Annotated in this window: 20 protein-coding genes, 1 tRNA gene and 1 pseudogene; 11 read left to right on the top strand and 11 right to left on the bottom strand. The window is 71.7% G+C overall.

Going from position 1 to position 23,570, the window contains the following annotated elements; translation table 11 throughout:
- Window positions 1-3: 3 nt before the first annotated feature.
- Window positions 4-2,094, bottom strand: coding sequence for an amylo-alpha-1,6-glucosidase (locus tag KY462_11105; protein ID MBW3578263.1), 2,091 nt, complete (start codon window positions 2,092-2,094; stop codon window positions 4-6).
- 7 nt (window positions 2,095-2,101) lie between these two features.
- Window positions 2,102-3,157: a glycosyltransferase family 4 protein gene (locus KY462_11100; GenBank protein ID MBW3578262.1), complete on the bottom strand. Its 1,056-nt coding sequence runs from the start codon at window positions 3,155-3,157 to the stop codon at window positions 2,102-2,104.
- 124 nt (window positions 3,158-3,281) lie between these two features.
- On the opposite strand from KY462_11100, the gene KY462_11095 reads away from it, so the two are divergent.
- On the top strand, window positions 3,282-4,433 hold the full coding sequence (locus KY462_11095; GenBank protein ID MBW3578261.1) for a glycosyltransferase: 1,152 nt from the start codon (window positions 3,282-3,284) through the stop codon (window positions 4,431-4,433).
- A gap of 30 nt (window positions 4,434-4,463) precedes the next feature.
- On the opposite strand, the gene KY462_11090 is transcribed toward KY462_11095, so the two are convergent.
- The 4 genes from KY462_11090 to KY462_11075 all read right to left on the bottom strand — a co-directional run bounded on the left by KY462_11090 (window position 4,464) and on the right by KY462_11075 (window position 7,739).
- Window positions 4,464-5,003 (bottom strand): DUF488 domain-containing protein, encoded by a 540-nt coding sequence (locus KY462_11090; protein MBW3578260.1) that lies wholly within the window; start codon window positions 5,001-5,003, stop codon window positions 4,464-4,466.
- Between the two features lie 113 nt (window positions 5,004-5,116).
- Window positions 5,117-5,629 carry a type 1 glutamine amidotransferase gene (locus KY462_11085; GenBank protein MBW3578259.1) on the bottom strand — a complete coding sequence of 171 codons (513 nt, stop codon included), beginning with the start codon at window positions 5,627-5,629 and terminating at the stop codon, window positions 5,117-5,119.
- Window positions 5,630-5,787: 158 nt separating this feature from the next.
- On the bottom strand, window positions 5,788-7,146 hold the full coding sequence (locus tag KY462_11080; GenBank protein MBW3578258.1) for a nicotinate phosphoribosyltransferase: 1,359 nt from the start codon (window positions 7,144-7,146) through the stop codon (window positions 5,788-5,790).
- On the bottom strand, window positions 7,143-7,739 hold the full coding sequence (locus KY462_11075) for an isochorismatase family protein (GenBank protein ID MBW3578257.1): 597 nt from the start codon (window positions 7,737-7,739) through the stop codon (window positions 7,143-7,145). The genes KY462_11080 and KY462_11075 overlap by 4 nt, the downstream gene beginning before the upstream one ends.
- Window positions 7,740-7,947: 208 nt before the next feature.
- On the opposite strand from KY462_11075, the pseudogene KY462_11070 reads away from it, so the two are divergent.
- Window positions 7,948-8,995: pseudogene (locus tag KY462_11070) on the top strand (DNA recombination protein RmuC).
- A gap of 24 nt (window positions 8,996-9,019) precedes the next feature.
- Here KY462_11070 and KY462_11065 read toward each other — a convergent pair.
- Window positions 9,020-9,571, bottom strand: a complete 552-nt coding sequence (locus KY462_11065; protein MBW3578256.1) for a macro domain-containing protein — start codon at window positions 9,569-9,571, stop codon at window positions 9,020-9,022.
- Window positions 9,572-9,674: 103 nt separating this feature from the next.
- Between KY462_11065 and KY462_11060 the strand changes: the two genes are divergently transcribed.
- Window positions 9,675-10,640 (top strand): zinc-binding dehydrogenase, encoded by a 966-nt coding sequence (locus KY462_11060; GenBank protein MBW3578255.1) that lies wholly within the window; start codon window positions 9,675-9,677, stop codon window positions 10,638-10,640.
- Between the two features lie 3 nt (window positions 10,641-10,643).
- Here the strand turns inward: KY462_11060 and KY462_11055 are convergent, their stop codons facing one another.
- On the bottom strand, window positions 10,644-12,506 hold the full coding sequence (locus tag KY462_11055) for an O-antigen ligase family protein (GenBank protein ID MBW3578254.1): 1,863 nt from the start codon (window positions 12,504-12,506) through the stop codon (window positions 10,644-10,646).
- Window positions 12,507-12,885: 379 nt separating this feature from the next.
- Here KY462_11055 and KY462_11050 point away from each other — a divergent pair, with 379 nt between their 5' ends.
- Window positions 12,886-14,373, top strand: a complete 1,488-nt coding sequence (locus KY462_11050; protein ID MBW3578253.1) for a cell wall-binding repeat-containing protein — start codon at window positions 12,886-12,888, stop codon at window positions 14,371-14,373.
- A 107-nt stretch (window positions 14,374-14,480) separates the two neighbouring features.
- Here the strand turns inward: KY462_11050 and KY462_11045 are convergent.
- Window positions 14,481-14,553, bottom strand: a tRNA-Asn gene (locus tag KY462_11045).
- 136 nt (window positions 14,554-14,689) lie between these two features.
- On the opposite strand from KY462_11045, the gene KY462_11040 reads away from it, so the two are divergent.
- Window positions 14,690-15,064 carry an amino acid-binding protein gene (locus tag KY462_11040; GenBank protein ID MBW3578252.1) on the top strand — a complete coding sequence of 125 codons (375 nt, stop codon included), beginning with the start codon at window positions 14,690-14,692 and terminating at the stop codon, window positions 15,062-15,064.
- Window positions 15,065-15,109: 45 nt separating this feature from the next.
- Here the strand turns inward: KY462_11040 and KY462_11035 are convergent, their stop codons facing one another.
- Together KY462_11035 and KY462_11030 are read right to left on the bottom strand one after the other, a co-directional pair.
- On the bottom strand, window positions 15,110-16,867 hold the full coding sequence (locus KY462_11035) for an aldehyde dehydrogenase family protein (GenBank protein MBW3578251.1): 1,758 nt from the start codon (window positions 16,865-16,867) through the stop codon (window positions 15,110-15,112).
- A gap of 52 nt (window positions 16,868-16,919) precedes the next feature.
- Window positions 16,920-17,879 carry a DMT family transporter gene (locus KY462_11030; GenBank protein ID MBW3578250.1) on the bottom strand — a complete coding sequence of 320 codons (960 nt, stop codon included), beginning with the start codon at window positions 17,877-17,879 and terminating at the stop codon, window positions 16,920-16,922.
- Window positions 17,880-18,022: 143 nt separating this feature from the next.
- On the opposite strand from KY462_11030, the gene KY462_11025 reads away from it, so the two are divergent.
- From KY462_11025 to KY462_11000, 6 genes are all read left to right on the top strand, one after another.
- A complete protein-coding gene (locus KY462_11025) occupies window positions 18,023-18,544 on the top strand; it encodes a histidine phosphatase family protein (protein MBW3578249.1) in 522 nt (173 codons plus the stop codon).
- A 215-nt stretch (window positions 18,545-18,759) separates the two neighbouring features.
- Window positions 18,760-19,293, top strand: coding sequence for a molybdenum cofactor guanylyltransferase (locus tag KY462_11020; GenBank protein ID MBW3578248.1), 534 nt, complete (start codon window positions 18,760-18,762; stop codon window positions 19,291-19,293).
- Between the two features lie 74 nt (window positions 19,294-19,367).
- Complete coding sequence (locus tag KY462_11015) at window positions 19,368-20,672, top strand: protein kinase (protein ID MBW3578247.1); 1,305 nt, start codon at window positions 19,368-19,370, stop codon at window positions 20,670-20,672.
- A gap of 69 nt (window positions 20,673-20,741) precedes the next feature.
- Window positions 20,742-21,893 (top strand): protein kinase, encoded by a 1,152-nt coding sequence (locus KY462_11010; GenBank protein MBW3578246.1) that lies wholly within the window; start codon window positions 20,742-20,744, stop codon window positions 21,891-21,893.
- 4 nt (window positions 21,894-21,897) lie between these two features.
- A complete protein-coding gene (locus KY462_11005) occupies window positions 21,898-23,103 on the top strand; it encodes an MFS transporter (GenBank protein ID MBW3578245.1) in 1,206 nt (401 codons plus the stop codon).
- A 53-nt stretch (window positions 23,104-23,156) separates the two neighbouring features.
- Window positions 23,157-23,411: a hypothetical protein gene (locus KY462_11000; protein ID MBW3578244.1), complete on the top strand. Its 255-nt coding sequence runs from the start codon at window positions 23,157-23,159 to the stop codon at window positions 23,409-23,411.
- Window positions 23,412-23,570 lie beyond the last annotated feature (159 nt).

The following is a 23,570-nucleotide window of genomic DNA, read 5'->3' as shown; positions in this document are numbered from 1 at the left end:
GGCCTAGCCGACGTCGGATCCCAGACGGACGTCGACGTCGGTGCCGCGGATGTCGACGTCCACGCCCCGCCCCGCCTCGACGACGACGTCGAGGTGTCCCCCGGCCAGCGGGATGTCGCGCAGCTCCAGCCGGCGGAACGGGAACGGTTGGAGCGGTCGCAGCGTCAGGCGCCGGTTGGGGATGTCGGGTTGGGCGTCGAGACATGCGCGGAGCAACAGCAGACCCGCTCCGGCGGCCCACGCCTGCGGTTGGCAGGCCGTGGGGTAGGGGACGGGGAAGCCCGCCGGTGTCCGCGGCACACCGCTGAACAGCTCGGGGAGCCGGTAGTCGAAGAAGGGTGCGGCGCGGACCAGGCCTCTGAGCAGCCGGCCGGCGACCGCGTCGTTCCCGGTCCGGGCGCACCCCCAGGCAGCGATCGCCGTGTCGTGTGGCCACACGCAACCGCCGTGGTACGACAGCGGGTTGTACCCCGCGGCGGTGGCTGCCATGGTCCGCAGGCCCCAGCCGCTGTCGCAGCTGGCGTGTCCGAGGCGTGCCGCGACCTGCGCGGCCTGATCGTCGTCGAGGATGCCGCTGCCCAGGGCGTGCCCCATGTTGCTGGCGGGCGCGTCGACGATGTCCCCGTGGCGGTCGAGGGCGATGGCCAGGTAGGAGCCCAGCTCGTCGGATGTCCAGAACCGTCGGTGGAAGCGTTCACGCAGCTCGGCGGCCCACTGCCGCCACTCGTCGGCTCCCGGACGGCCGAAGTGTTCCAGGATCTCCGCGCCGCGCCCCGCTGCGTCGTAGGCGTAGGCCTGCGCCTCGACCAGCGAGATCGGGGCGGTGGCGATGCGTCCGTCGGCGAACTGCACGCCGTCCCAGCTGTCCTTCCAGCCCTGGTTGGCCAGTCCCTTGTCGCCGTGCCGCACGTACTCGATGAAGCCGTCGTCGTCGCCGTCTCCGTAGTCACGCATCCACATGAGGGCCGCTTCGAGGTTGTCCAGCAGTGCCCCGACCTCTTCCTCGGGGAGCCCCCACCGCCAGGCCTCTGACAGCAGGACCACCCACAGGGGGGTGGCGTCGATGGTGCCGTAGTAGACCTCGGGCAGGGGACCGCGGTAGGAGAGGCTGCCACGCCGCACCTCGTGCAGAATCTTGCCCGGGGCCTCCTCGGTGTCGAGGTTCACCTGCCGTCCCTGACGGCGGGCCAGCACCCGCAGGGTGCCTCCCGCCAGACCCAGGTGGTACGGCAGGGCCATGAACGCCGCCCACACCGAATCGCGTCCGAACAGCGTGAGGAACCACGGACTGCCCGCGGCACAGAACACGTCGTCGGGTGCGTCGGGATCTGGCAGCTGCAGCGACGTCAGGTCCTCGAGGCTGCGGCGGACGAGGCGTGCCATCCGCAGGTCGGAGCAGCGCACCACCGGGCCGTGGACGGTTCGCCGCTGCGACCCGGTGGCTACGCGCAACCGGTCGAGCTGCTCGCACCCCGCCCCCGGGGTGACCGTGCCGTAGCGGTCCTTCACGCTCACGTCGAGACAGATGCGCGTCGATGCCCCCGGCGCCAACTGCAGCGGGAACCGCAGGCAGTCGCCGGTCACGACCGGTTCGGGAGTCGCGGTGATCTCGACGATCTCGGGTCCCCCGGATCGTTCGAAGCGCAGCCCACCGGGGAGCGCGTTCGGCTCAGCCAGCGGCAGCTCACGGGCGTGCTTGACGTCGAAGATGTAGGCGAAGTCGGTCCCGCACGAGACCTCGACGTGGACCTCGGTCTCGGCGCGCCCCGAGTTCTCCACGATGATTTCTTCGTGCAGCGACCCGTCGATGACCCGTCGACGCTTCACGATCACGGCAGGGTCGGCCGTCGCGTCAGGGTCGTAGGGGAGCCACCCGAAGAACGCCGCGGAGGACGCGCCGGTCGCCCGCCCCGCCAACGGACGTGGGCGGGCGCCGTCGACGGTGACCGCCAAGCGACTGAGGAAGCGGGTATCGCGCACGTAGAGGCCCTGGTCACCGTGGCGGATGTCGCCGGTGGCGTCGGAGATGACGAACGAGTCGCCGGCCACGCAGGTGATCTGGCCGTAAGGCCCGGATGCGCTCCCTTGTCCCACGCTTGTCCTACGCGTCCGGTGCGGTGCCGTGCGTCCGGCCGACCAGACGTTCGTAGAGCTGCAGGTGCTCGGCGACCATCCGCCGCGCAGTGAACCGGTCTTCGACGTGGCTGCGACATTCGAGCGGATCGAGCTGTTCCGCCTCGGCGACGGCGGCGCACATCGCGTCGACGTCGCCGGGGGGGACGAGCCGCCCGGTGCGCCCATCCGCGATGATCTCGGGGGCGGCCCCCCTGGCGAAGGCGACGACCGGGGTCCCGCAGGCCATCGACTCGATCATCACCAGGCCGAAGGGTTCCTCCCACTGGATCGGGTCGACGACCACCGCCGCGCGGCGCATCAGGTCGGCCTTCTCGTCGTGTTCGACGTTGGTGCGCAGATCGACGTCGGCGCCTTCCATGCGCGGCTCCACCTCGCGGTGGAAGTACTCGTGCTCGGGCGGTTCGTTGACCTTCATCGCCATGATCAGCTTCCGACCCAGCCGGCGTGCGACGTCGACGGCGACCTCCGGGCCCTTCTCGTGGCATGAGCGTCCGACGTACAGCAGGAAGTCGTCCTTGTGGGTCGACAGCGGGTAGCGGTCCAGGGCAACCGCATTGTGGATCACCGCGGCCACGCGCACCCCGTCGGGGGCCTGTTGCGCCTGGCTGTGGCTGATCGCCACGAGGTGGATGTGGTCGGACAGGCGGGCGTACAGATCACGGTTCTGGTCGGTCCACGGACCGTGGAGTGTGTGGACGACGGGGACCCGGTTGGCGATCGCCCCGAGCGCAGGGCCCATCAGGCCAGAGTGGTCGTGGATGATGTCAACCGAGTCGGGCTCGAGGTAGCCCGCCAGGACGTGGGTCAGCTCGAGCGCCAGGTCGCCGATCGCTTCGCTGGGCGGCGAGTCGTACACCGTGTGCAGGTTGGCGTGCGTCTCCGAACCGCCCGATGCGACCAGGGTCACATCGTGTCCGGCGTCGGCCAGGCCGTCGGCGAGGAGCGCGACGATCCACTCGATCCCGCCGTAGCTCTCGGGCGGTACGGCGAACCACGGCGGGGCCATCTGCAGGATCTTCATCGCCTGGAGGGTCCTGTCGCGCCAGACACCCGATCGAGGGTAGCGGCAGCTGCCCCGAGCATCCCCGCCCGGCTGGCCCGCCGCGGGCCACCGTGCGAGGCTGCGACCGTCGAGGAGGCTTCAGATGAGGGTGGCGGCGGTCGCCGGATCAGACATCGGTCATCTCCTCCCGGTCGTGGCGGTCGCCGTCGGCCTCCGTGACCGCGGGCACGACGTCACGGTGGTGGCGGGGGCGCGGTGGCGCCGCGACGTGGAGCACGCCGGTTGCCGGTTCCGGCAACTGCCGCAGGCCGCCACGGACGACCGTGACGCGGACCTGGGCTGGCGGCTGTGGGGCAGAGGCGCGGTGCTGGCTCCGGCGCTCGCGGCGGTCCTGGGCCCCCTGCGGGTCGATCACGTCGTCGCTGACAGCTTGACGGCCACCGGCGGGTTCGCAGCCGAACTGCTCGACCGTCCGTGGACGGAGGTCGTACCGCACTGGCTCGCCCAGCCTTCGAAGGTGCTCCCCCCCGTGGGGCTGGGCGCGCTGCCCACCGGCAATCCTCTCCGGCGGCTGTCCCACCGTCATCTCCGCCGCCGCCAGCGCCGGTCGGCGGTGGACGGTCGCCGCCAGCGGGCGGAGGCACGCCGCCGGCTGGGCCTGTCCGGTGCTGGAGGACCGACCCTCCGGCTCGTCGCGACCCTCCCTGCTCTGGAGCCCTCCCGGCCGGACTGGCCACCTCACACGTTCGTGGTCGGGGCGCTGAGCTGGGAGCCGCCCTCGTGGCCGGTCCTCGAACCTCCCCGTGGTGACGAACCGCTGGTGGTGGTCAGCGACACCACGGCCAGCGGGGTGGAGCGGTCGCTGGTCGAACGGGCGCTGCCTGGCTTGCGTTCCGAGCCGGTGCGGGTCGTGGCCACCACCGTCCGGAGCTTGGAGGGCGGGGACCGGGTCGTGGTCGGCCGTGGCCGCCACACGCCGCTGCTGGAGCGCGCCGCGTGCGCTGTCGGCACCGCCGGTGGCGGGTTCGTCGCCAAGGCGCTGACGGCCGGGATCCCACTGGTCGCGGTCCCGCTCCACGGCGACCAACTCGAGACCGCCGCGCGTGTGGTGCGAGCACGGGCGGGTCTGCGCCTGCGGTGGGCGGACGCCACGCCCGACCGCATCCGCGATGCCGTCGCCACCGTCATCGGCGACCACCGGTACCGCGACGCGGCGCGGCGCGCCGCGCACGACGCGGCCGGCCTCGGCCGGGACCGGGCTGCCGAGTTGATCGAGCACCGCGGCCTTCGCTGAGCTCGGCGTGCTCGCCGCGGTGGTGGGACGTCACTCGGCCAGGGGCCGGTCGGCGCCGACGTCGTACACCACGGTGCCGTCCTCGACGCGGGCCGCGTCCGTGACCCGGTGCGATTCCACCCGTCCGTCGTGGAACAGGTGGTCGACGTCGACACCGTGGACGAGGACAGCCACGTCGGCGATCAACCGTCGGTGGCAGCGCCACCACAGGCTCTCGGCGCACAGCAGTGCCACGTCACGCTCACGAGACGCGGCGAGGATCTGCTCGACCGCCCGCCGCCAGCCGCCGGTCTCCATGTGGTCGGCGTAGCCGCGGAAACTCGGATGGGTCAGACCGATGTGGCGTGATCGGGGCGGCTGACGTCGGCGCCCGCCCAGGTCGGGTTCGTGGCAGTAGTCGATGCCGGCTTCCCCCAACCAGTGCGCCATGACGTCGTGGTTGAACTGCGGGTGTCGACGGCTGGCCGGGTAGCGGCGGACGTCCACCAGTAGGTCCACATCGGCTCGCTCGAGCAGCGCCGCCAGATCGGATGATGGGAGGGTCCCGTGGCCTACCGTCAGTAGACGCACGGGACCCTCCGCGGTGGTGGCGGGGCGCTCGCGGCTAACGCCCCGCCCCCGGCGCGGCCGAACACTTCGTCGAGCGTTCGACCCGCGGCTTGAAGTTGTTCTCGTTCACCCCCTCAACGGGCGAGGTGCTTCCTGATCGCTCCGACGAAGGCCGGAAGGTCGTCGGGCCCCCGGGACGTGATCAGGTTGCCGTCGACGACGACCTCCTCGTCGACCCAGTCGGCGCCGCCCAGTTCGAGTTCCTTGCGCACCGACGGCCACGACGTCATGCGCTTGCCCTCCACCACTTCGGCTTCGGACAGTAGCTGTCCCGCGTGGCAGATCGCAGCAACCGGTTTGTCCGACTGCACGAACTTCCGCGTGAACTCCACGATGCCGCCGTCGAGGCGGAGCTTGTCGGGCGAGTACCCCCCGGGCACCACCAATGCATCGAACTCGTCGAGGTTGACGGCATCGACGGTGGCGTCCACCGTGACCGACGAGTTGCCCCGCTTGCCGCTCAGTTCCTCGCCTGCTTCCGTCCCGATGACCACGCACTCGTGGCCGTCCTCGCGGAGCGAGTTGTAGGGCCGCTCGAACTCACTGTCCTCGTACTCGGGTCCGACAACGAACGCGATCCTCGCCATGGACGTCGTCCTCCTGCCAGATCGAGGTGTGATCTTCGCCCCTCCCGGTCACGATGGGCGACCGTCGCGGCGACCTCAACTGACCAACACCGACGAACGGCAGTGTTTCTTGAAAAAGCCGTCGATCCGTCCCTCGTCCGGTCGACACCGGCGCCACGTCAGGGAGCGACGCGTTCGACGTTCTCGGGCCAGATCCGGTCGGCAAGGTCCTGTAACCCCGGGCTCAGGCGCGGCCGGGGCGGCTCCCCCTCGAACTTGGGTCGGCGCCACCCGTCGGGGAGCTGCTCGAGCTGCGCCGCCGCCCGTTCGCGTGCCACTTCGAGCCCGTCCACGGCCGCCGGCTCACCGTCGCGCCACATGCGCTCCAGCAGGGTGTCGCCCGGCACGTCCTCGCCGCGCACAGCGATGATGTCCTCGGCGGGGGACCCTCGGCGGAACACCTGTTTGGCGCCGGGGAGCAGGACCTTGCCCGCGCTGTACTTCGCGCGCGGATCCCCGCCGTACTCGACCAGCTTGTAGACGATGTCGAGAGCCGGATGGTCGCGCGAGACCGTGAGCGCCGTCCCGACCCCGAACGCATCGATCGGTGCGTCAGCGGCGAGGAGCTCGGTGATGTGGTACTCGTCGATGCCACCGGAGGCGAAGATCTGTGCGTCGTGGAAGCCGGCCTCGTCGAGCAGGGCCCGCGACTCCTTGGCCAACGTGACGAGGTCGCCCGAGTCCAGACGGATGCCGTTCAGGTCAGCGCCTTCCTCGCGGAGGGCTCGCCCGACGGTGATGGCGTTGCGCACCCCTTCCACCGTGTCGTAGGTGTCGACCAGCATGATGGCGTTGTCGGGATGGTCGGAGGCGAACGCGCGGAAGGCCGCGACCTCCTCGTCGAACGCCTGGACGAAGGCGTGCGCCATCGTGCCCACCACGCGGATGCCGTAGCGGCGGCCCGCCTCGACGTTGGATGTGGTGACCACGCCGCCCACGTACGCGGCCCGCGCCGCTTCGATCCCGGCATGCAGCCCATGCGCACGGCGGAACCCGAAGTCCGCCAGTGCCTTGCCACGTGCCGCGAGGCTGCAGCGTGCCGCCTTCGTGGCGATGACGGTCGAGAACTGAACCACGCTCAGCATCGCGGTCTCCAGCAGCATCGCCCACGGCAGCGGGGCGGTCACCTCGACCAGCGGTTCGTCGGCGAGCACGACCGTCCCTTCGGGCACGGCCCAGATCTCTCCCGCGGGCTCGACCGCCTCCAACCACGACAGGAGGTCGTCAGCGAACCCCTGCGAGGCCAGGTAATCCAACTCCGACGGCCCGTACCGGAAGCGCTCCAGCAGCTGCAGCACGTGTGCTGTTCCGGCGGCCAGCAGCCACGGACGTTGCGTCGAGGCCCGGACGTAGAGACTGAACGTGGCGGGCTCCGTCATGCCGCGTCGCAGGCAGGTCTGTGCCATGCGCAGCTCGTAGAGGTCCGTCGCCAGCCCGAGGTGCTCGGGAAGGTCGAAGTGGGACGGGGCGTCGGTCATGCGATGCGCGCCCCGGCCTCGCGCATGTCCTCGAGCGCCTTCTCGCCGTCGCCGGGCTGGAGGTTCACCGCCCGGGTCGCCTCGGACATGACCGTGGTGTCGTAACGCTTCTTGGCGGCGTCGACGGCGGTCTCCTTCACGCAGTAGTCCTGGGCGAGGCCCACCACGACGACCCGTTCGATCCCGTGTTCGCGCAGGATCGCGTCCAGCTGCGTCGCGCTCTCCTCGCCGCTCTCGGGGTCGCGGACGCTGAACCCCGAGTACCCGTCGCCGCCTTCGGTGCCCTTGCGGACGACCGGTGCGTCGTCGACCACGATCAGGTCGTCGTAGAACTCGGCGCCCCAGCTGCCCTTGACGCAGTGCACCGGCCACACCCCACCGTCCTTCTCGAAGTGCGGCGTGGACTCGGGGTGCCAGTCCTGGGTGTAGATGATCAAGGTCCCGGCCTGTCGCCCCCGGTCGATCTCAGCGTTGATCGCCGGGACGGCTCCTTCCCCGCCGTCGACGTACAGGTTGCCGTCGGGGTGGGCGAAGTCGTTCTGGGTGTCGACGACGATCAGGGCGGTGCGTTCGTCGTAGGTGATGTCTGCCATCGCTGCCTCCTGCGGGTCGACGTGTCCGGTGGGTTCTGATCCCGAGGGTAGTGGTGGGCGAACGTCGCGGCCGTGCCGGTGAGATGTCGCAGGGTGCACGGATCATGCCAAGCAGGCCGAACGACAGAGCTCGTACCAAAAGAGAGTCGTACGGAAAGAGGGTTGGTAACGACACGCAGGCGGCGACGAAGGGAACGGCCCGGTGGAGATGGTGTGGTTGCTGGTGGGCATCGCGCTCGGGGCGGTCGGGACGTGGGCGGCGCTCCGGCTCGGCCGGCCAGCGCATGCAGACCCGGCGACGGCGGACGCGGTCGGGCGGGCGGTCGCGCCGCTGCACGACGCCCTGGGACGGTTCGACGACCACGTGCGCGCGCTGGAGGCGTCCCGGGCGCACGCGCACGGGGCGTTGTCGCAGCAGGTGCACGACCTGGCGCGCGGGCAGGTCGAACTCCGCACCGAGACGGGGCGGCTGGTGTCGGCCCTGCGGTCGCCGACCGTCCGCGGGACGTGGGGGGAGGTCCAGCTCCGACGGGTCGTTGAGCTCGCCGGGATGGTCGAGCACTGCGACTTCTCACAGCAGCCCACCGTCGACACCCCCGACGGTCGGCTGCGGCCCGACCTCGTGGTGACCCTCCCGGGTGGTCGCCAGGTTGTGGTCGATGCCAAGGCGCCACTGGACGCGTACCTGCGTGCGGTCGAGGCCGACAGCGAGGACGCACGCCGCGTTGCTCTTCGACCATGCACGCCAGGTCCGCAAGCACGTCGCCCGACTCGGGGCGAAGGCCTACTGGACGCAGTTCTCGTCCGCGCCCGACTTCGTGGTGATGTTCCTGCCCGGCGAGGCGTTCTTCGGGGCGGCGTTGGAGCAGGACCCGGCCCTGGTCGAGGTCGGGGCGGAGCAGCGGGTGATCGTGGCGACCCCGACCACGCTGATCGCATTGTTGCGTGCCGTGGCGCATGGCTGGCGCGAGGAGGCGGTTGCGGCGAACGCCCGGACGGTGGCGGACCTCGGCGCTGAACTCCACCGCCGGCTCACCACCTTCCTGCGGCACATCGACGCGCTCGGCCGCAGCCTGGAGACGTCGGTGCGGGCGTACAACCGGGCGGTCGGCTCGCTCGAGAGCCGGGTGCTCAGCGCAGCCCGCCGCCTCGGCGATCTCGGCGCCGACAGCGGCGGCGAGCTGGCGACCCCCGCCGCGGTGGAGACGCTGCCTCGCCCGGCGGCGACCGACCCGAGGAGTGGGGCCGGCGGGTAGCCACGTGGGCGCGTGTTCCCGCCGTCAGGCCTGGTCGATCCCGTCGGCGAAATCCTGCGTGGTGGCGTCGTCGAGGCCGATCAGTCGGACCTCGTCGAGCGCATCGCGATGCTCCTGGAGCCAGTCGACGACCGTGCGGGCGATCACGGCCGTCGCCTCGTCGCGGGGGTAGCCATACACCCCGGCGGAGATGGCCGGGAACGCGATCGACCGGGCGCCGGCGTCCGCCGCGGCGTCCAGGGCGGCCCGCACTGCGGTCGCGAGCAGCCGCTGGCTCTCGTCGGGTTCCTGGTCGCCGTAGACGGGTCCGGCGACGTGGATCACCCACCGGGCAGGCAGCTCACCGCCGCTGGTGACCGCCGCCTCCTCGGGCGACAACGAACCGTGTTCGTCCACCCAGGCGTCGGACTCACGCTGGATCGTGGGCCCACCGGCTTTGGCAATCGCTGCGGCGACACCACCGCCGTGCTGCAGCTGTGCGTTCGCGGCGTTGACGATCGCATCGACGTCCTGCTGGGTGAGGTCCCCGGTGCGCGCCACGACCGTGGTGCCGTGGACGTCGCGTTGTGCGCTCACGTTGCCCCCTGGATCCGCTGACGTTCGACCCTACGCGCCGGTGGCCGCTGTGCCCCGGCGGGGGAGTCGGGCGGGGGGCTGCGGGCTGGCTAGGCTCGGGCCGGTGTTCGCCATCACCGCGACCTCCTTCTCGCCTGACGACCCGCTGCAGGGGCTGACGTTGGGCGATCATCCCGATCCGGATCCTCCCCCGGGGTGGACCGTGGTGCGGGTACGGGCGGCGTCCGTCAACCACCACGACCTGTGGAGCCTGCGCGGCATCGGGCTACGTGAGGACCAGCTGCCGATCGTGCTGGGATGCGACGCGGCTGGCGTGACCGAGGACGGTCGTGAGGTGATCGTGCACTCGGTGATCAGCGAAACCGACGGGGACGACGACGCGCTGACCAGGTCGGATTTCTCCATCCTGTCCGAGCGGTACGACGGCACGTTCGCCGAGCAGGTCGCTGTGCCGCGCCACAATCTGATCGACAAGCCACCCGACCTGTCGTTCGAGGAAGCGGCGTGCCTCCCGACCGCGTACCTGACGGTCTACCGCGCGCTGTTCACGCGTGGCGGCCTGAACCCGGGTGGTCGGGTCCTGGTGCAGGGCGCGGGCGGGGGAACCTCCACCGCGGCGATTCTCCTGGCACGCGCTGCCGGCGCCCGGGTGTACGTCACCAGCCGGAACGCAGAGAAGCGGGAGGCCGCGCGGGAGCTGGGAGCACATGCGGCGCTGGAGGCGGGTGAACGGCTGCCGGAGAGGGTGGACCTCATCCTCGAGAGCGTCGGCGAAGCCACCTGGGAGCATTCCATGAAGAGCGTCCGTGCCGGCGGGACGGTCGTGGTGATCGGAGCCACCACCGGGACCACGCCGCCGGCCGTGCTCAACCACCTGTTCTTCCGCCACCTGCGCGTTCTTGGCTCGACGATGGGCACCCGCCGCGAGCTCGAGTCGCTCGTACGGTTCCTGCACGTGACCGGGGTGCGCCCGCTGATCGACGGGACGTTCCCGTTGACGGACGGCGACCAGGCGCTGGCGCGCTTGGCGGCAGGTGACGTCTTCGGGAAGCTCGTCCTGAAGGTCTGAGACTCAGCCGGCCTCGCGAGCCTGCGTGAGCAGCTGCTGCCAGGTGCGGTTGCCCGGCCGGCGGTCCACGGCGCGCTGCAGCAGCTCCGCGGCCCGGCGAGGGTTGCCGTGCTGCAGTTCGAACTCGCCGACCTCCGCCAGTACGTCGGGGGTCTTGGGGTCGAGGGCCAGGGCGGTCTGGTAGGCGTCCCGGGCGCGTCCGATCTCGCCCAGCGCGGCGGACAGCCTCGCGATGTTGATGCGGTGGACCAGGTTGCGTGGTTCACGGGCTGCGGCTTCCTCGTGACGCTGCCGGGCCTCGTCGTAGCTGCCGAGCTCGGTCAGGTACGCTCCCGTGAGCGCCGGGTACAGGCCCTCCCACCAGGCCACCTGCGAGGCGCGCTCGTAGGCGGCGAACGCCGCTTGGGTGTCGCCGCGGGCGGCCAGCCGGACCGCGTGGGCGGCAGCAACATCGGCCCGCAGCGGCGTCAGCGCGATCGCCCCCGCCGCCACCGCCAGCAGCGTGATGCTCGCCAACATGCCGGGGGAGCGGGGCGCCAGCCTCGACTGGCTGCGCCGTCCCGGCGCCGGGGCGCCGGGGAGGGTCAGCGTCCAGCATGCGGGGCGGGTCGCCCGACCGACGATCACCCCGGCCAGCACCCAGTGCAGCGCCGCCAGCGGCGGGACATCGATCGACACCAGGGACTGCAGCTGGTAGCCGAGCCAGGCCCCGCCGAGTGCAGCCAGGACGAGCTGGTCGTCGCCGTCGGCCGTCCGCAGGCCACGGACCAGCGACCAGGCGGTCAACCCGACCACGGCCAGGTACCCGGCCGCCAGCACGACACCGCCGCTGGCCAGCAGCGCCAGCGGGACGGCGTGGGGGTCGTCGACCGAGCGCAGCAGGCCCGATCGGGCCGCCACCTCCGCGGAGCGGTAGAGGTTGAAGCGGTCGCCGAACCCGGCCAGCCCGACCCCCGTCACCGGGTGGTCGGTGAACATGCGCCACGCCGCTGCCCACTTGCCGGCCCGGGTGCTGACGCTCAGAGCCGCGCTCGACCGGACCGTCTCCAGGGGGCCGATCTCGGCAGCCACCGCCGCGACGACCCCGACGGCCGCCACGATCACCAGCGCCGCCACGGCCCACCGCGACCGGCGCGACAGGCGGGGGCCGGCCCCGATCCATGCCACCGGGCCGATCCCGACCGCGGCGACGGCCACGCCTTGCAGCGAGCCGGTCGCCGCGGCGACCACCAGCGCCAACGCCGCGGCGCCCGCCGCCGCCGCCCGCCACCCAACCGGCCACGGCGTCCGCAACGCCCCGCCGATGGCCAGCGGGGCGACGATCCCCAGCCAGGCGGCCAGGAAGTTGGCGTTGCCCATGGTGGATACGACCTGGGGGCCGGCCTCGAACGCGATCCACTCGAACGGCTCGATCCCGGCCGCCTGTAGCAGCCCGTAACCGGCGACCGGGACGGCGGCCACCACCAGAGCGCGGATCAGCACGTCGGGTGACCGATCGCGGAACAACGTCAGCGACACGGCGAACAGCACCGCGTACACGACGTACATCGCCAGCCCGGTGTGGCGGCCCGGTTCGCCGACCGTGGCGCGCATCGGCGCGTCCCCTGTCAGCGTCGCAGCCACCAAGCCGGCGGCGAAGACCGCCAGGACCGCCCAGGCGCGGGTCCTTGGCAGGTGCAGGACGCGGGTGCGTGACAGGCGGAGGCCGCCGGTGGCCAGCAGAACGATCGTGGCGAGGACGACCAGCGTCGCCTTCGGCGTGTTGAACACGTCGTAGCTGGCACGCCAGAACACCAACGCCGATCCGGCCAGGAGCGCGGCGACGGTGGCCCGCTGCACGGCGAGGGTCCGCTCGATCAGCGCCATGCGCCGGAGGGTAACCCGCGGATGATGCCACCGTCCGCGACGTCGTCGTCACGGGGCGCGACCTGACGGCTGCACGCCAGTCCCTGTCCGACCGGCGGGTGCCGGGTGGCCAAGCGCGCGTGGCGGTGTCTATGGTCCTTCACCGTTGGGTCCACGAGCCATGGGGATGGGACCAGCGAGCGGGGGCCTCATCGAGCCTTCCTCGGCCACGTCGTGGCCGGGCCCGGCACCACACGCACACTGTCGAGAGGCACCGGACTTGAACGAGAACCGAGTAGCGAGCCTGAGGTCGTACGCCTGGCTCGCGGCCGCGGCGACGCTCCTGGCGTTGTCCGTGCCGCTGACGTTGGCGTCCGTCGCCTCAGCCCAGGATGGGGGCGTGACCGTCCCCCCCGAACTCGTGGGCGAGCGGGATCCGTACACCCTGGAACAGGTGGCGCAGACCGCAACACTCAACGCGGCGCCGGAGACCGCGACCAACCGGACCGACACCGCACACACGATCACCGCGACCTACGCGAACAGGGCAGCGCAACCGCAGCCGATCGACACCCGGACGACCGGTGAGCGTGTCGTCTTCAAGATCGTGCAGGGCCCCAACCGCCTAACGGCCACCAACGCCGCCGTGGGGTTCGACCCACCGTTGACGGACGTACCCGCCGGGGTCTTCGGGGCGTGCGACACCGGCGCGAACGGGACCTGCCAGCAGTCCTACACCGGCGCCAATATCGGACGGGACGTGATCGTCGTGTTCGTCGACAAGGACGGTGACCTCGTCCTCGACGCCGACGAGCCCGCCGACGTGGTCGACAAGACCTGGGTCGGGGCCGACGACGTCGGCGAGTCCAGCCGCTTAGGGGGTCAGGACCGCATCGACACGGCGGTCAAGATCTCGCAGGCCCTGTACAACAACGGGGCCGCCCAAGCGGTGGTCCTGGCCCGGGCGGACAAGTACCCCGACGCCCTGACGGGAGCACCGCTCGCCCACGCCAAGAAGGCACCGCTGCTCCTGACCTTCCCGCCGGAGCTGCACGGCCAGGCTGCCACGGAGATCAGGCGGGTGCTCGGCAACGACACCAACAAGACGATCTACATGCTCGGCGGTGACGAGGCGATCACCCCGGCCGCCCAGGCCCAGGTCGCCGCGCTCGGGTACCAGACGGTGCGGATCTTCGGCGCGGAACGCGTCGCGACGGCCGCAGCGATCGCCACCCAGATCGAGAAGACCACCGGGCCTCTGGAGAAGCTGCTGATCACGTCGGCCTTCCGTTGGCCGGACGCGGTCGTGGCGGGCGCCGCGGCAGCGCACCTGGACAACACCGCGGTGCTGCTCAGTGGCTACACCAGCACCGACAAGCACGAGGTGACCGAAGCGTTCATCAACGCCCACCTGAACACGGGCCGGTACGCGATCGGTGGTCCGGCCGTGAACGGCTACGCGCTGCAGCCGGAGGTGTACCGCTCGATCTTCGGTGTCGGCCGGGTCGGGACGTCGGCCGCGGTGGCGGAGTTCTTCTACGAGGCTCCGGTCAACGCCGGCCTGGCCCGTGCAGGCGGGACCGGGACCGATCAGGACCCGATGTTCGCTGACGCGCTGACCGGGGGCGTGCACATCGGCGGCCGCCAGGCTGGCCCGATGCTGCTCACCGGGACGGGGGAGCTGTCCGCCGAGGCGGCCCGCAACCTGTGCTGGACCGCGCACACCCTCGAACGCGCGTGGGTGTACGGCGGCGAGCGGGCGATCGCCAAGACCGTGCAGACACGCGCCGAGCAGGCGATCCGGGGCGGTGGCGCCGAGCAGGCGTGCTCGTTCGACCCCGAGCCGGCTCACGGGGCGTTCCCCACCCCGCCACCACGAGCTAGCTGACCGCGACGGACCACGACGGCACGGGGCCCCGCTTGGGGCCCCGTCGCCGTTCACGAGGCAACGTCGAACGGCGCACCCCACGTGGGGGTGCGCCGTGTCGGGTGGGGCTCCGGGGGAGGGACTCGAACCCTCAACCTCGGCATTAACAGTGCCTCGCGCTGCCGGTTGCGCCACCCCGGAAGGACGCTGTGACGGTACCTCGGCCGTCACCGGCCGTCGAGACGTTGCAGGCCCGTATCCGCCCGCCCCGCCGGATCGGAGGCTCCTAGCATGCTCGGTGCGTGTGACCCGGACGCGGCCAAGACAGGTGGATCCCATGGAGTACAAGGACTTCGTCCTCATCCCCGATGACGAACCGGGGGTGCTGGCGCGGATCGGTGAGGCCGCGGGCCGTGGCGGGGTGAACCTGGAGGGTGTGAGCGCCTTCACCGGGCAGGGCAAGGGCATCGTCCACATCCTTGTCACCGACGCCGAGGAGGCCCAGCGGGTCCTGGCCGACGCCGGCTTCGACGTGCGTGCCGCCCGCGACGTCCTGGTCCTCGACATCGAGGACCGTCCGGGTGCGCTGGGCGACAAGAGCCGGGTTCTGGCCGACGCGGGCGTGAACATCGAGCAGGCCTACCTGGCCACGAACAACCGGGTGGTGTTCGCGGTCGACGACATCCGCAGGGCCCGCGAGCTGTTCTCGTGATCTGACCACCTCGGGAGCCGGTCCAGCCACGTCACGCCCGCCGGTTCACCCCTGGGCCGCCTCCCACATCAGCTTCGGCAGCCTGTGCAGCGACGGGTCGGCGAACACGTGGGTCAGCTCGCGCACCGTCGCTTCGGCGTTGCGGTGGTTGGCGAACCACACTGGTCTGGGCCACACCCGGAAGGGTCCACGCACGACCGACTTCTGCGGCTGGTCGAACAGGTAGGTGTTGTGCACCACGCCCCGTCCGGACTGGATGTCATGGAGCTCGTGGCCGGGGTAGGCGCCCCACGGGGTCGAGAACATCCCGAACGGAACGCCCGTGAAGTGGTTGATCACGACCGTCCCGTAGCGCAGGTCGGCCACGGCCCGGTCGACCGCGTCAGCGACGGCCGGGTCGTTCAGCGACCGCGGGTGGACGATGATCGAGGCGGCGAGCGTGCCCCACAGCCGGTCGTTGCACAGCTCAGTCGCCCGTGCGAGGAAGTCGGGGATGGACGGCGGCGCGTCGAGGGCCGTCTCGGCGAAGATCCCGGCGAACGGCTCCATCGTGAAGACGATGTCGTCCTCGTCGGTCGGTGCGACCCCCGGGATGAACGTCCACGGCACCCCCTCCGACCCGTCCTCCCCGTACGTCTCGGCCTCCGGGTGGGCCTCGACGAACCGCTCGAACCGTTCGCGGGCGCCGGGGTAGTAGGGGTATCGCAGCGTGGTGCGCTCCAGGACGTCGCGGATCGCGTCGAGGAGGGCCCCTCGCTTGCCCCAGCGGCGGTGTGTGATGATCAGCCGGGCGGTGACGCAGTTGAACCCGGCGTTGCCCATCAGCATCGACGCGATGTTCTCGCCGTGGAACGCCAGGTCACCGTCTGACCACGGACCGGGAACCACGATGACCGGGGTGATGCTCCCCAGTTCGCTCGTGATCGGCTTGTCGAGTTTCGGGGTGCGCTGCTGCTTGTTGCGACGGCCCTCCGCGCCGGCGCCGAAGACGATCGCGTCGTGGGTCTTGTCCGAGCCGGTGATGTGGAGGGTGTCGACGCCCGGGTGCTGCGTGAGGTAGCGGCCCGCGTCCACACCCCCGTACACGATCCTCAAGAAGCCGCGGTCGATCAGCGCATCGAAGGCGTCCTCGAGGATCGGCCCCAGGTAGTCGTTGACGGGGTTCATCTTCAACACCACGACCTGGTCCTCGGCGAAGAGCTTGTACAGCACGTCCGTGGGGGGGATCACGCCGACGTTTCCCGCCCCGAGGACCAGCGCCACCTTGCCGTCGTGGTGGTGGCCCGGCTGGTAGATCACCGCCTGGCTGTCGGGCAGGCCCTCGAGCGTCACGTCGGGCTGCATCCACACCTCGGCGGTGAAACCCAGGAACAGCAGCCGGTCGATCACGTCGGTGGGGAAAACGGGGGCGACCACCTGGCCGTCGTGACGGGTGTCGGGCTCGCCGGGCAGCTGCGGCCGGCCGTGCTCGGCGATGTCCTGCAGCGCCCGCTTCAGCAGCCGGAGGTTGCGCACGACCAGTGCCGGGCCGTACAGCCACTCCTCACCGGCGAAGTTCGACTCCGGGTCGATGCCCTTGGCGGCGGTCCCCGCGTCCGCCCAGCGCTCCGCCTCTTCGAGGGTGTCGTGGATCAGCTGCTGGAGGATCCGGATTCGCTCGTTCACATCGACGGCGACCCAGTCGCCCTTGCGGGCTCCCACCGCCTCGACGGCCGCGTCGAGCTCGTCGCGGGATGACGCGGGGATCGCCTGGATGCCCTCCGGGATGGTCAACGTGCCGTGCAGGTCATTGCTGGTCGACATCCGGTCCTCTCCACCTCGCTGAAGACGGTCGGTGACGCTGACGCTACTGCGCTCACGCCGGCGGCGGTTCGGGGCGCGCGGCCGGGCCCCGTCGGCGCGCGGTCGCCGTGAAGACCCCGGCCAGGATCAGCGGGGCGCCGACCCAGAACAGGGCGCTGGGCAACTCGTCGAGGAAGACCCACGCGAGCAGGGTCGCGCCGACCGGCTCGGCGAGCACGACGATCGACACCACCGTGGCGGTGACCGTCGACAGCAGCGCGTTGAAGACCGTGTGGCCCAACAGCTGTGGTCCGACGACCAGGGCCAGCAAGGCCAGCCAGGTCACGGCGCCGTACCCCGTCAGTCGTGCGCCGGCGACCACGGCCGCGGGCAGCAGGATGACGGCCGCCACCGCGTAGACGCCGCCGGCGTACACCGAGACGGGGAGGCGGCGGCGCGCTGCCCGCCCCGCCAGGAGGTACCCGGCCACGGCGATGGCCCCACCGAAGGCCAGAACGTCACCGAACAGCGCGCCCCGGCCGAGTGCGATGTCTGACAGGTCGCCCACGCCGATGACCAACGCCCCGGCCATGGTGATCGCCATGCCGATCCAGGCGCGTCGGGTCGGGGGCTCGCGCAGGAGGGCCGCGGCACCCACGCCGACGAACACCGGCGACAAGGTCACCAGCGTCACCGACGACGCGACGGTTGTGAAGTCCAGCGACGTGATCCACAGCGCGAAGTGCACCGCCAGGAGCACGCCCGCCCCGGCGATCTGCCGGCGCTGTGCCGCTTCCAGTGGCGGCGCCCCCCGGCGGGCACGCAACGCGAACGGACCCAGCGCCACCGCCCCACCCAGGCAGCGCCAGAACGCGATCGCCAGCGGGTGTGCGTCAGCGACCCGGATCAGGACTGCCGCGGAGGACACGGCGACGACGCCCAACACCAACCCGGCGACCGTCGCGGACGGTGGCAGCGGCGCAGCGGTCCGGGCCGCCGGCGTCTGGGTGCGGGTCGGTTGACTGGTCGACATCCGCTCCACGCTACGTCACCGCACGCGGCGACAGGCGTGGCACATTTCACGTCGCACGCGTCGACGGTCGACCGAGGGTGGCGTCTGCCACGTCGAGGTCGAGCAGCCATCCTCGTCAACGAGCGACGAGAGAGGGACCGGCGATGGTCAAGCAACTCGAACTGCGACGGCACACCGACAACGACGGTGACGTGCTCACCGACGAAGGGGTCCGCCACGCCCTGGAGGTCGGCCGGCGCCTGCACGACCGCTACGAGGTGGTCGTGTCCACCGGCGCGCAGCGGGCCACGCAGACCGCGGCGTGCTTCCTCGCTGCGGGCTGTCAAGGGGTCGATCGCGGCGTGGTGGTGGAGCGAGGGTTGCGCTCGGACCACGAGGATCGCTGGAAGGAGGCCTACCAGGAGGCCGGTGGCGGGGCGCTGTCCGACTTCAAGCGGGTCGCAGCCGACTTCGTCGAGCAGGAGGCCAAGGTCCTCGGTGACGCGCTGCGGCGCGTGCTCGACTCGCTCGACGACGGCGGCCGCGCGCTGATCGTGGGCCACAGCCCCACCAACGAGGCTGCGGTGTACGGCCTGACGGGGCAGGAGCTGGAGCCGGTCTCCAAAGGCGCCGGTGTGCTGGTCGTGGTCGACGGTGACCGCTACGAGGTGAGCGCCCTCGAGTGAGGACCGCAGCGTCGTCATCACGGCCGGCGCTACGCTCCGCCTCCCTATCGATACGGGAGTGATCGACGAGCACGTACATCCACGACGCGGCGCGGCAACACGAACGCGAGCGTCTGCGCGCGAACGTTCGCGAGGTCGATGACCCGGCAACCGCCGGCATGCGTGCGGCTCCCGCGCTCACAGGGCTCGTCCTGGCTGGGGGTGCTGGCCGCCGCATGGGCCAGGACAAGGCGTGGCTGGAGCTCGACGGTGAACCGCTGGTCCGGCGGGTGGCGTCGCGCCTGTCGCGTGTGTGTGGCCGCGTGCTCGTCGCGTCGGGTGACGGTCGGCGGCTGGGAACGCTGCCGTGGGAGCAGGTCGCCGACGCGGCGCCGGGCCGCGGACCGCTCGCCGGGATCGTGGCGGGCCTGGAAGCGGCCGACACGCCGCTGGTCGCGGTCGCGGCGGTGGACCAGCCGTTCGTCTCGGCTCAGGTGCTGGTCGCGCTGGCCAGCGCATGGCGAGGCGAACCGGCGGTGGTCCCACTCGTCGACGGCCGCGTGCAGCCGTTCCCCGGCGTCTACGCCAAGGATGCAAGCGCTTGTCTCGGCCGGGTGCTCGCGTCCGGGACCGGGAGCGTCACCCATGCGCTGTCGACCGTCGGAACGCGGATCGCCGGCCCCGAGATCTGGGCCGGCGCGGACCCCGATGGCGCCTTCGCCGTGGATCTCGACCGCCCAGCCGACCTCGCGGCACTCCGGCCCAGCTGACCGCCGCCCCCGGTGCGCCCGCACGCCGCCTGCGGTACCCGTACACCGACAGCCGCCGCTAGCTGGAGGACGCGTTGGCACAACCGGGTGAGGTGCTTGGCGGGCGGTACGAGCTCACGGCGCGGCTCGGACGCGGCGGGATGGCCGAGGTCTTCCGCGGCCAGGATCGCCTCCTCGACCGGCCGGTCGCGGTCAAGGTCCTGTCCTCGGCGGTCGCCGAGAACGCGTCCTTCCAGGAGCGCTTCGGCCGCGAAGCCCGTGCCGCTGCATCGCTGACACACCCCAACATCGTCGCGATCCACGACACCGGTTCGGACAACGCCACACAGTTCATCGTGATGGAGCTGGTGGACGGACCCACGCTGCAGCAGCTGGTCGCCGATGAGGCCCCGCTACCGCCCCGCCGCAGCGTGGCGATCGCCGCCCAGGTCTGCGCGGCGCTGGCCGCGGCACACGACCGTGGGATCGTCCACCGTGACATCAAGCCGGCCAACATCATGATCGCGCGCGACGGGACCGTGAAGGTCACGGATTTCGGCATCGCCCGCGCGGTGGCCGCTGCGACCGTCACCGACGCCGTGTACGGCTCGGCGCCCTACATGGCGCCCGAGCAGGCCCGCGGCGACCCCGTCGACGCCCGCGCGGACATCTACGCGTTGGGCTGCGTGCTCCACGAGATGCTCACCGGGATGCCGCCGTTCGCCGGCGATTCACCGCTGGCGGTGGTGTCCCAGCACCTGCACCAGGCGCCCCGCCCCCCGTCCGCGCGGGTGGGTGGTGTCGACGCGGACGTCGATGCGGTCGTGCTGCGGGCGCTGGCCAAGGACCCCGACGACCGCTACGCCGACGCCGGCGACTTCCGCGACGACCTCGCCCGCCTCCAGCGTGGCGAGGAGCCCGTGGCCGCCGCCGTCCCGCTGGACGCGACGCGACTGCTGCCGCGCGGCGAGGCTGAGACCCTCCCGGTCGGCCCTCACGGCCCGCCCCGCCGCAGCGCCGAACGCCACCGCGTGGTGGTCGCACCACCCGACGCCGTCTCCGCCGGGACGCAACGGACGATCTTCTGGTTCATCGTGGTCGCGATCGCCGCGCTGCTTGTTTGGTTCATCGCCTCGACCGTGGACTTCCGCCTCGACCGGTTCCTGCCGGCACCACCGGACGTGGAGGCGACCGGAGAGCCACCCCCGGCGCTCGAGCCGGAGGCCACACCGACCCCCGGCACGCCACGGCAGCGGGAGCCGGCGCCGGAGACGGAACCGGCGCCCGAGACGCAACCGGAGCCCGAGCCGACCACGGCGACGCCGACGCAGCCACCGACCCCCGGTCCGGTCGTGACGGTGCCCAGGGTGGGGTTGCGGATCGGCACGCAGCCGCGGTGACCCCACGGCTGCACGACCGCCGCGGTCGTCGCCCGTAGCCTGCCACCGCCCTCGACGTTCGAGACGCCCGTGACCCGACCTGGTGACCTGCTCGCCGACCGCTACGAGCTGCTGGAGGTGCTCGGCCAAGGCGGGATGGGCCGCGTCTACCGCGCGCGGGACCGCGTCCTCGACCGCGACGTCGCGGTCAAGGTCATGGCGCCCCACCTGGTCGGCGATCCCGGTGCGGTGCAGCGTTTCCGGGACGAAGCCCGCGCCGCTGCCCGGCTGGGGCACCGCAACGTGGTGCGCATCTACGACACCGGTTCGAGCGGCGCGGGTGAGTACATCGTCATGGAGCTGGTCGACGGCCCCTCGCTGAAGGACCTGCTCGCCGACGCCGGTCGTCTGCCGGTCCAGCGCGCCATGGCCACAGCGTCGGCCATCGCCAGTGCTCTGGCCGCTGCCCACGAGCAGGGGCTGGTGCACCGCGACGTCAAGCCGGCCAACGTGCTGTGGACGAGCGACGGGACGGTGAAGGTCACCGACTTCGGGATCGCTCGCATCACCGGTGACGACGTGGACGCCACGGTCGCTGCCGGGTTCGGCTCGGTCCTGTACCTGTCTCCCGAGCAGGCGACCGGCGAGCGAGTCGACGCTCGCGCCGACATCTACTCCCTGGGCTGCGTCCTGTACGAGATGCTCGCCGGACGCCCACCGTTCACCGCGGACAAACCGATCGGGATCCTGCACCAGCACGTCCACCGCCAGCCCGACCCGCCATCCGCTGCGGTTCCCGAGGTGCCGCGTGCGCTGGATGCGGTGGTGCTGCGGGCGCTGGCCAAGGACCCCGACGACCGCTACCGATCCGCCCACGAGCTCCGCGCCGACCTGCACCGCGTCCGCCAGGGGGAACCGCCGTTGGCCGCCGGAGGCCACCGCACCGACCACCCCGCGGACGACACGGTGGCGATCGCGCCGATCCGTGCTCCCGATGCCGACACGCGTGTCGTCATCCGAACGACGTCGGCGGGCGCAGGCCACCGGCGGACGGGGACGGTCCTGGCTGTCACGGCCGCGGTGGTCATCGTCCTGGTCCTCGCTGCGGTGGGGCTCGGGGCGTTGTTCGGATCGCGGGCGCGCCCAGGTCCGCCGGGTGCGCCCGAGACCCAGACGCTGCGGTCGGTCGTCGGTCCAGGGCCGGTCGTTCCCGACGGGGAGCCGGCGGATCCGCGCCGGTAGCGCCATGGCGGCCACCGACGAGCAACCAGCACGGCACGAGCGGCACCCACAGCGGCCATCGTTCCTGCTCGTCGCGTCGATCACGATCACCGGCATCACGGTCAACTCGCTGCTGACCCCCTCGCTCCCCGAGATCCTCGACGGTCTGGAGGCGTCACGCCGCCTCGCCGGTCTGGTGCTCGCTGGTGCCACCGCTCCGGGGATCGTGCTCGCACCGGTGATCGGCGTGCTGGCGGACCGGTACGGCCGGCGCGAGATCGTGGTCCCGTGCCTGGTGCTCTACGGGCTGGCCGGAGGGTTGGCCGGGCTCTCGCCGACACTCACCGTCCTGGTGGCGCTCCGCGTCGTGCAGGGTGCCGGTTCGGCCGGTCTCATCAACCTGGCCGTCGTCATCATCGGCGACCACTGGGACGGCACGCAGCGGGCCCGGCTGATCGGACGCAACGCTGCGGTCCTGACCGTCACCTTGGCTCTGGTCCCGCCGGTCGGCGGGACGCTGGTCGACCTGGCCGGGTGGCGCGCCCCGTTCGCGCTGTACCCGTTGGCGTTGATCACGGCCGCGGCGGCGTGGCGCGGGCTCCCGTCCACCGAGACGCGGGACGAGACGGTCGCTCAGCAACTCGCCGCAGCGGCGCCGTACCTGCGCACCAGGATGGTGCGGGGGGTGCTGGCGGTCGGGGTCGTGTTGTTCGTGCTGATCTTCGGGCTGAGCCTCACCGTCCTGCCGATCTACGCCGAGGAAGGCTTCGGCCTCACGCCGTCGCAGCGAGGGCTGCTCCTGGCGCTGCCCGCTGTGACGTCGACCGTCGCTGCGCTCCTCCTTGGGCGACTGCACCAGCGGTTCGTGGGCCGTCGCGTGATCGTCGCCGGAGCGGCGCTCTTCCCGGTCGCCTACGCGGGGGTCGCCTGGGCACCGTCGCTGCCGTACCTGGTGGCGGCGGTGTTGGTGGTCGGGGCAGGTGAGGGTCTGCTCATCCCCGGCTTGCAGGACGTCGCGACGAGCGTCGCGCCGGCGGCGAGCCGCGGCACGGTGGTCGCGTTGTGGGTCGGCGCTGCTCGCCTCGGCCAGACGATCGGACCGGTCGTCTCCGGGTACGCCGCGGGGACCGTGGGGTCGCCCGCGACCTTCGCCGTCGGGGCGGCCGTGGCGGCGACGATGCCGTTCGCGCTGGCGGCAGCGTTGCAATCCGACCGGGAAGCAGTCGCGTGACGACGGACCGAGCCGATGCTCGACTTGGGGTATGGCTCGAAGGGAGGCCAGTGATGGATCCACGTGGTGATGGCCTGGAGCGGCTGAAGGATTGGCTGTATGTGATGATCGTCGGGGCGCTGACGTTGTACTTCGTGATCGGACTGGTGGCCTGGGTGTGGATGATCGCCGCGGGCGTGTCAGCGCCGGCGGCGTTCACGACCATCCTGGCGACGGTCGCGGGTGGTCTGGTGGGGATCGTGGGGCCGCTACGCGCCCCAACGGCCGGTGGCGGCGGCGATCGGTCCGGGGCGACCGCGGAGCGCTAGTCCCCTCCGTGGCGACCTTTCGGGTCCTCCGCGCCTAACTCATCCATCGTACGCGGAGTCACGGTCGCTAACCTGAGCATCCTTGGCAGCTGTCCGTCACCGGCCCGCCCGAACGTCGGTCCGTCGCTGTCGCGACGCAGCCGTAGGGTCGCCATCGAC

This window comes from Actinomycetota bacterium (genome assembly GCA_019347675.1).
Classification (GTDB): domain Bacteria; phylum Actinomycetota; class Nitriliruptoria; order Nitriliruptorales; family JAHWKO01; genus JAHWKW01.
This window is presented reverse-complemented; position numbering and strand designations above follow the sequence as displayed.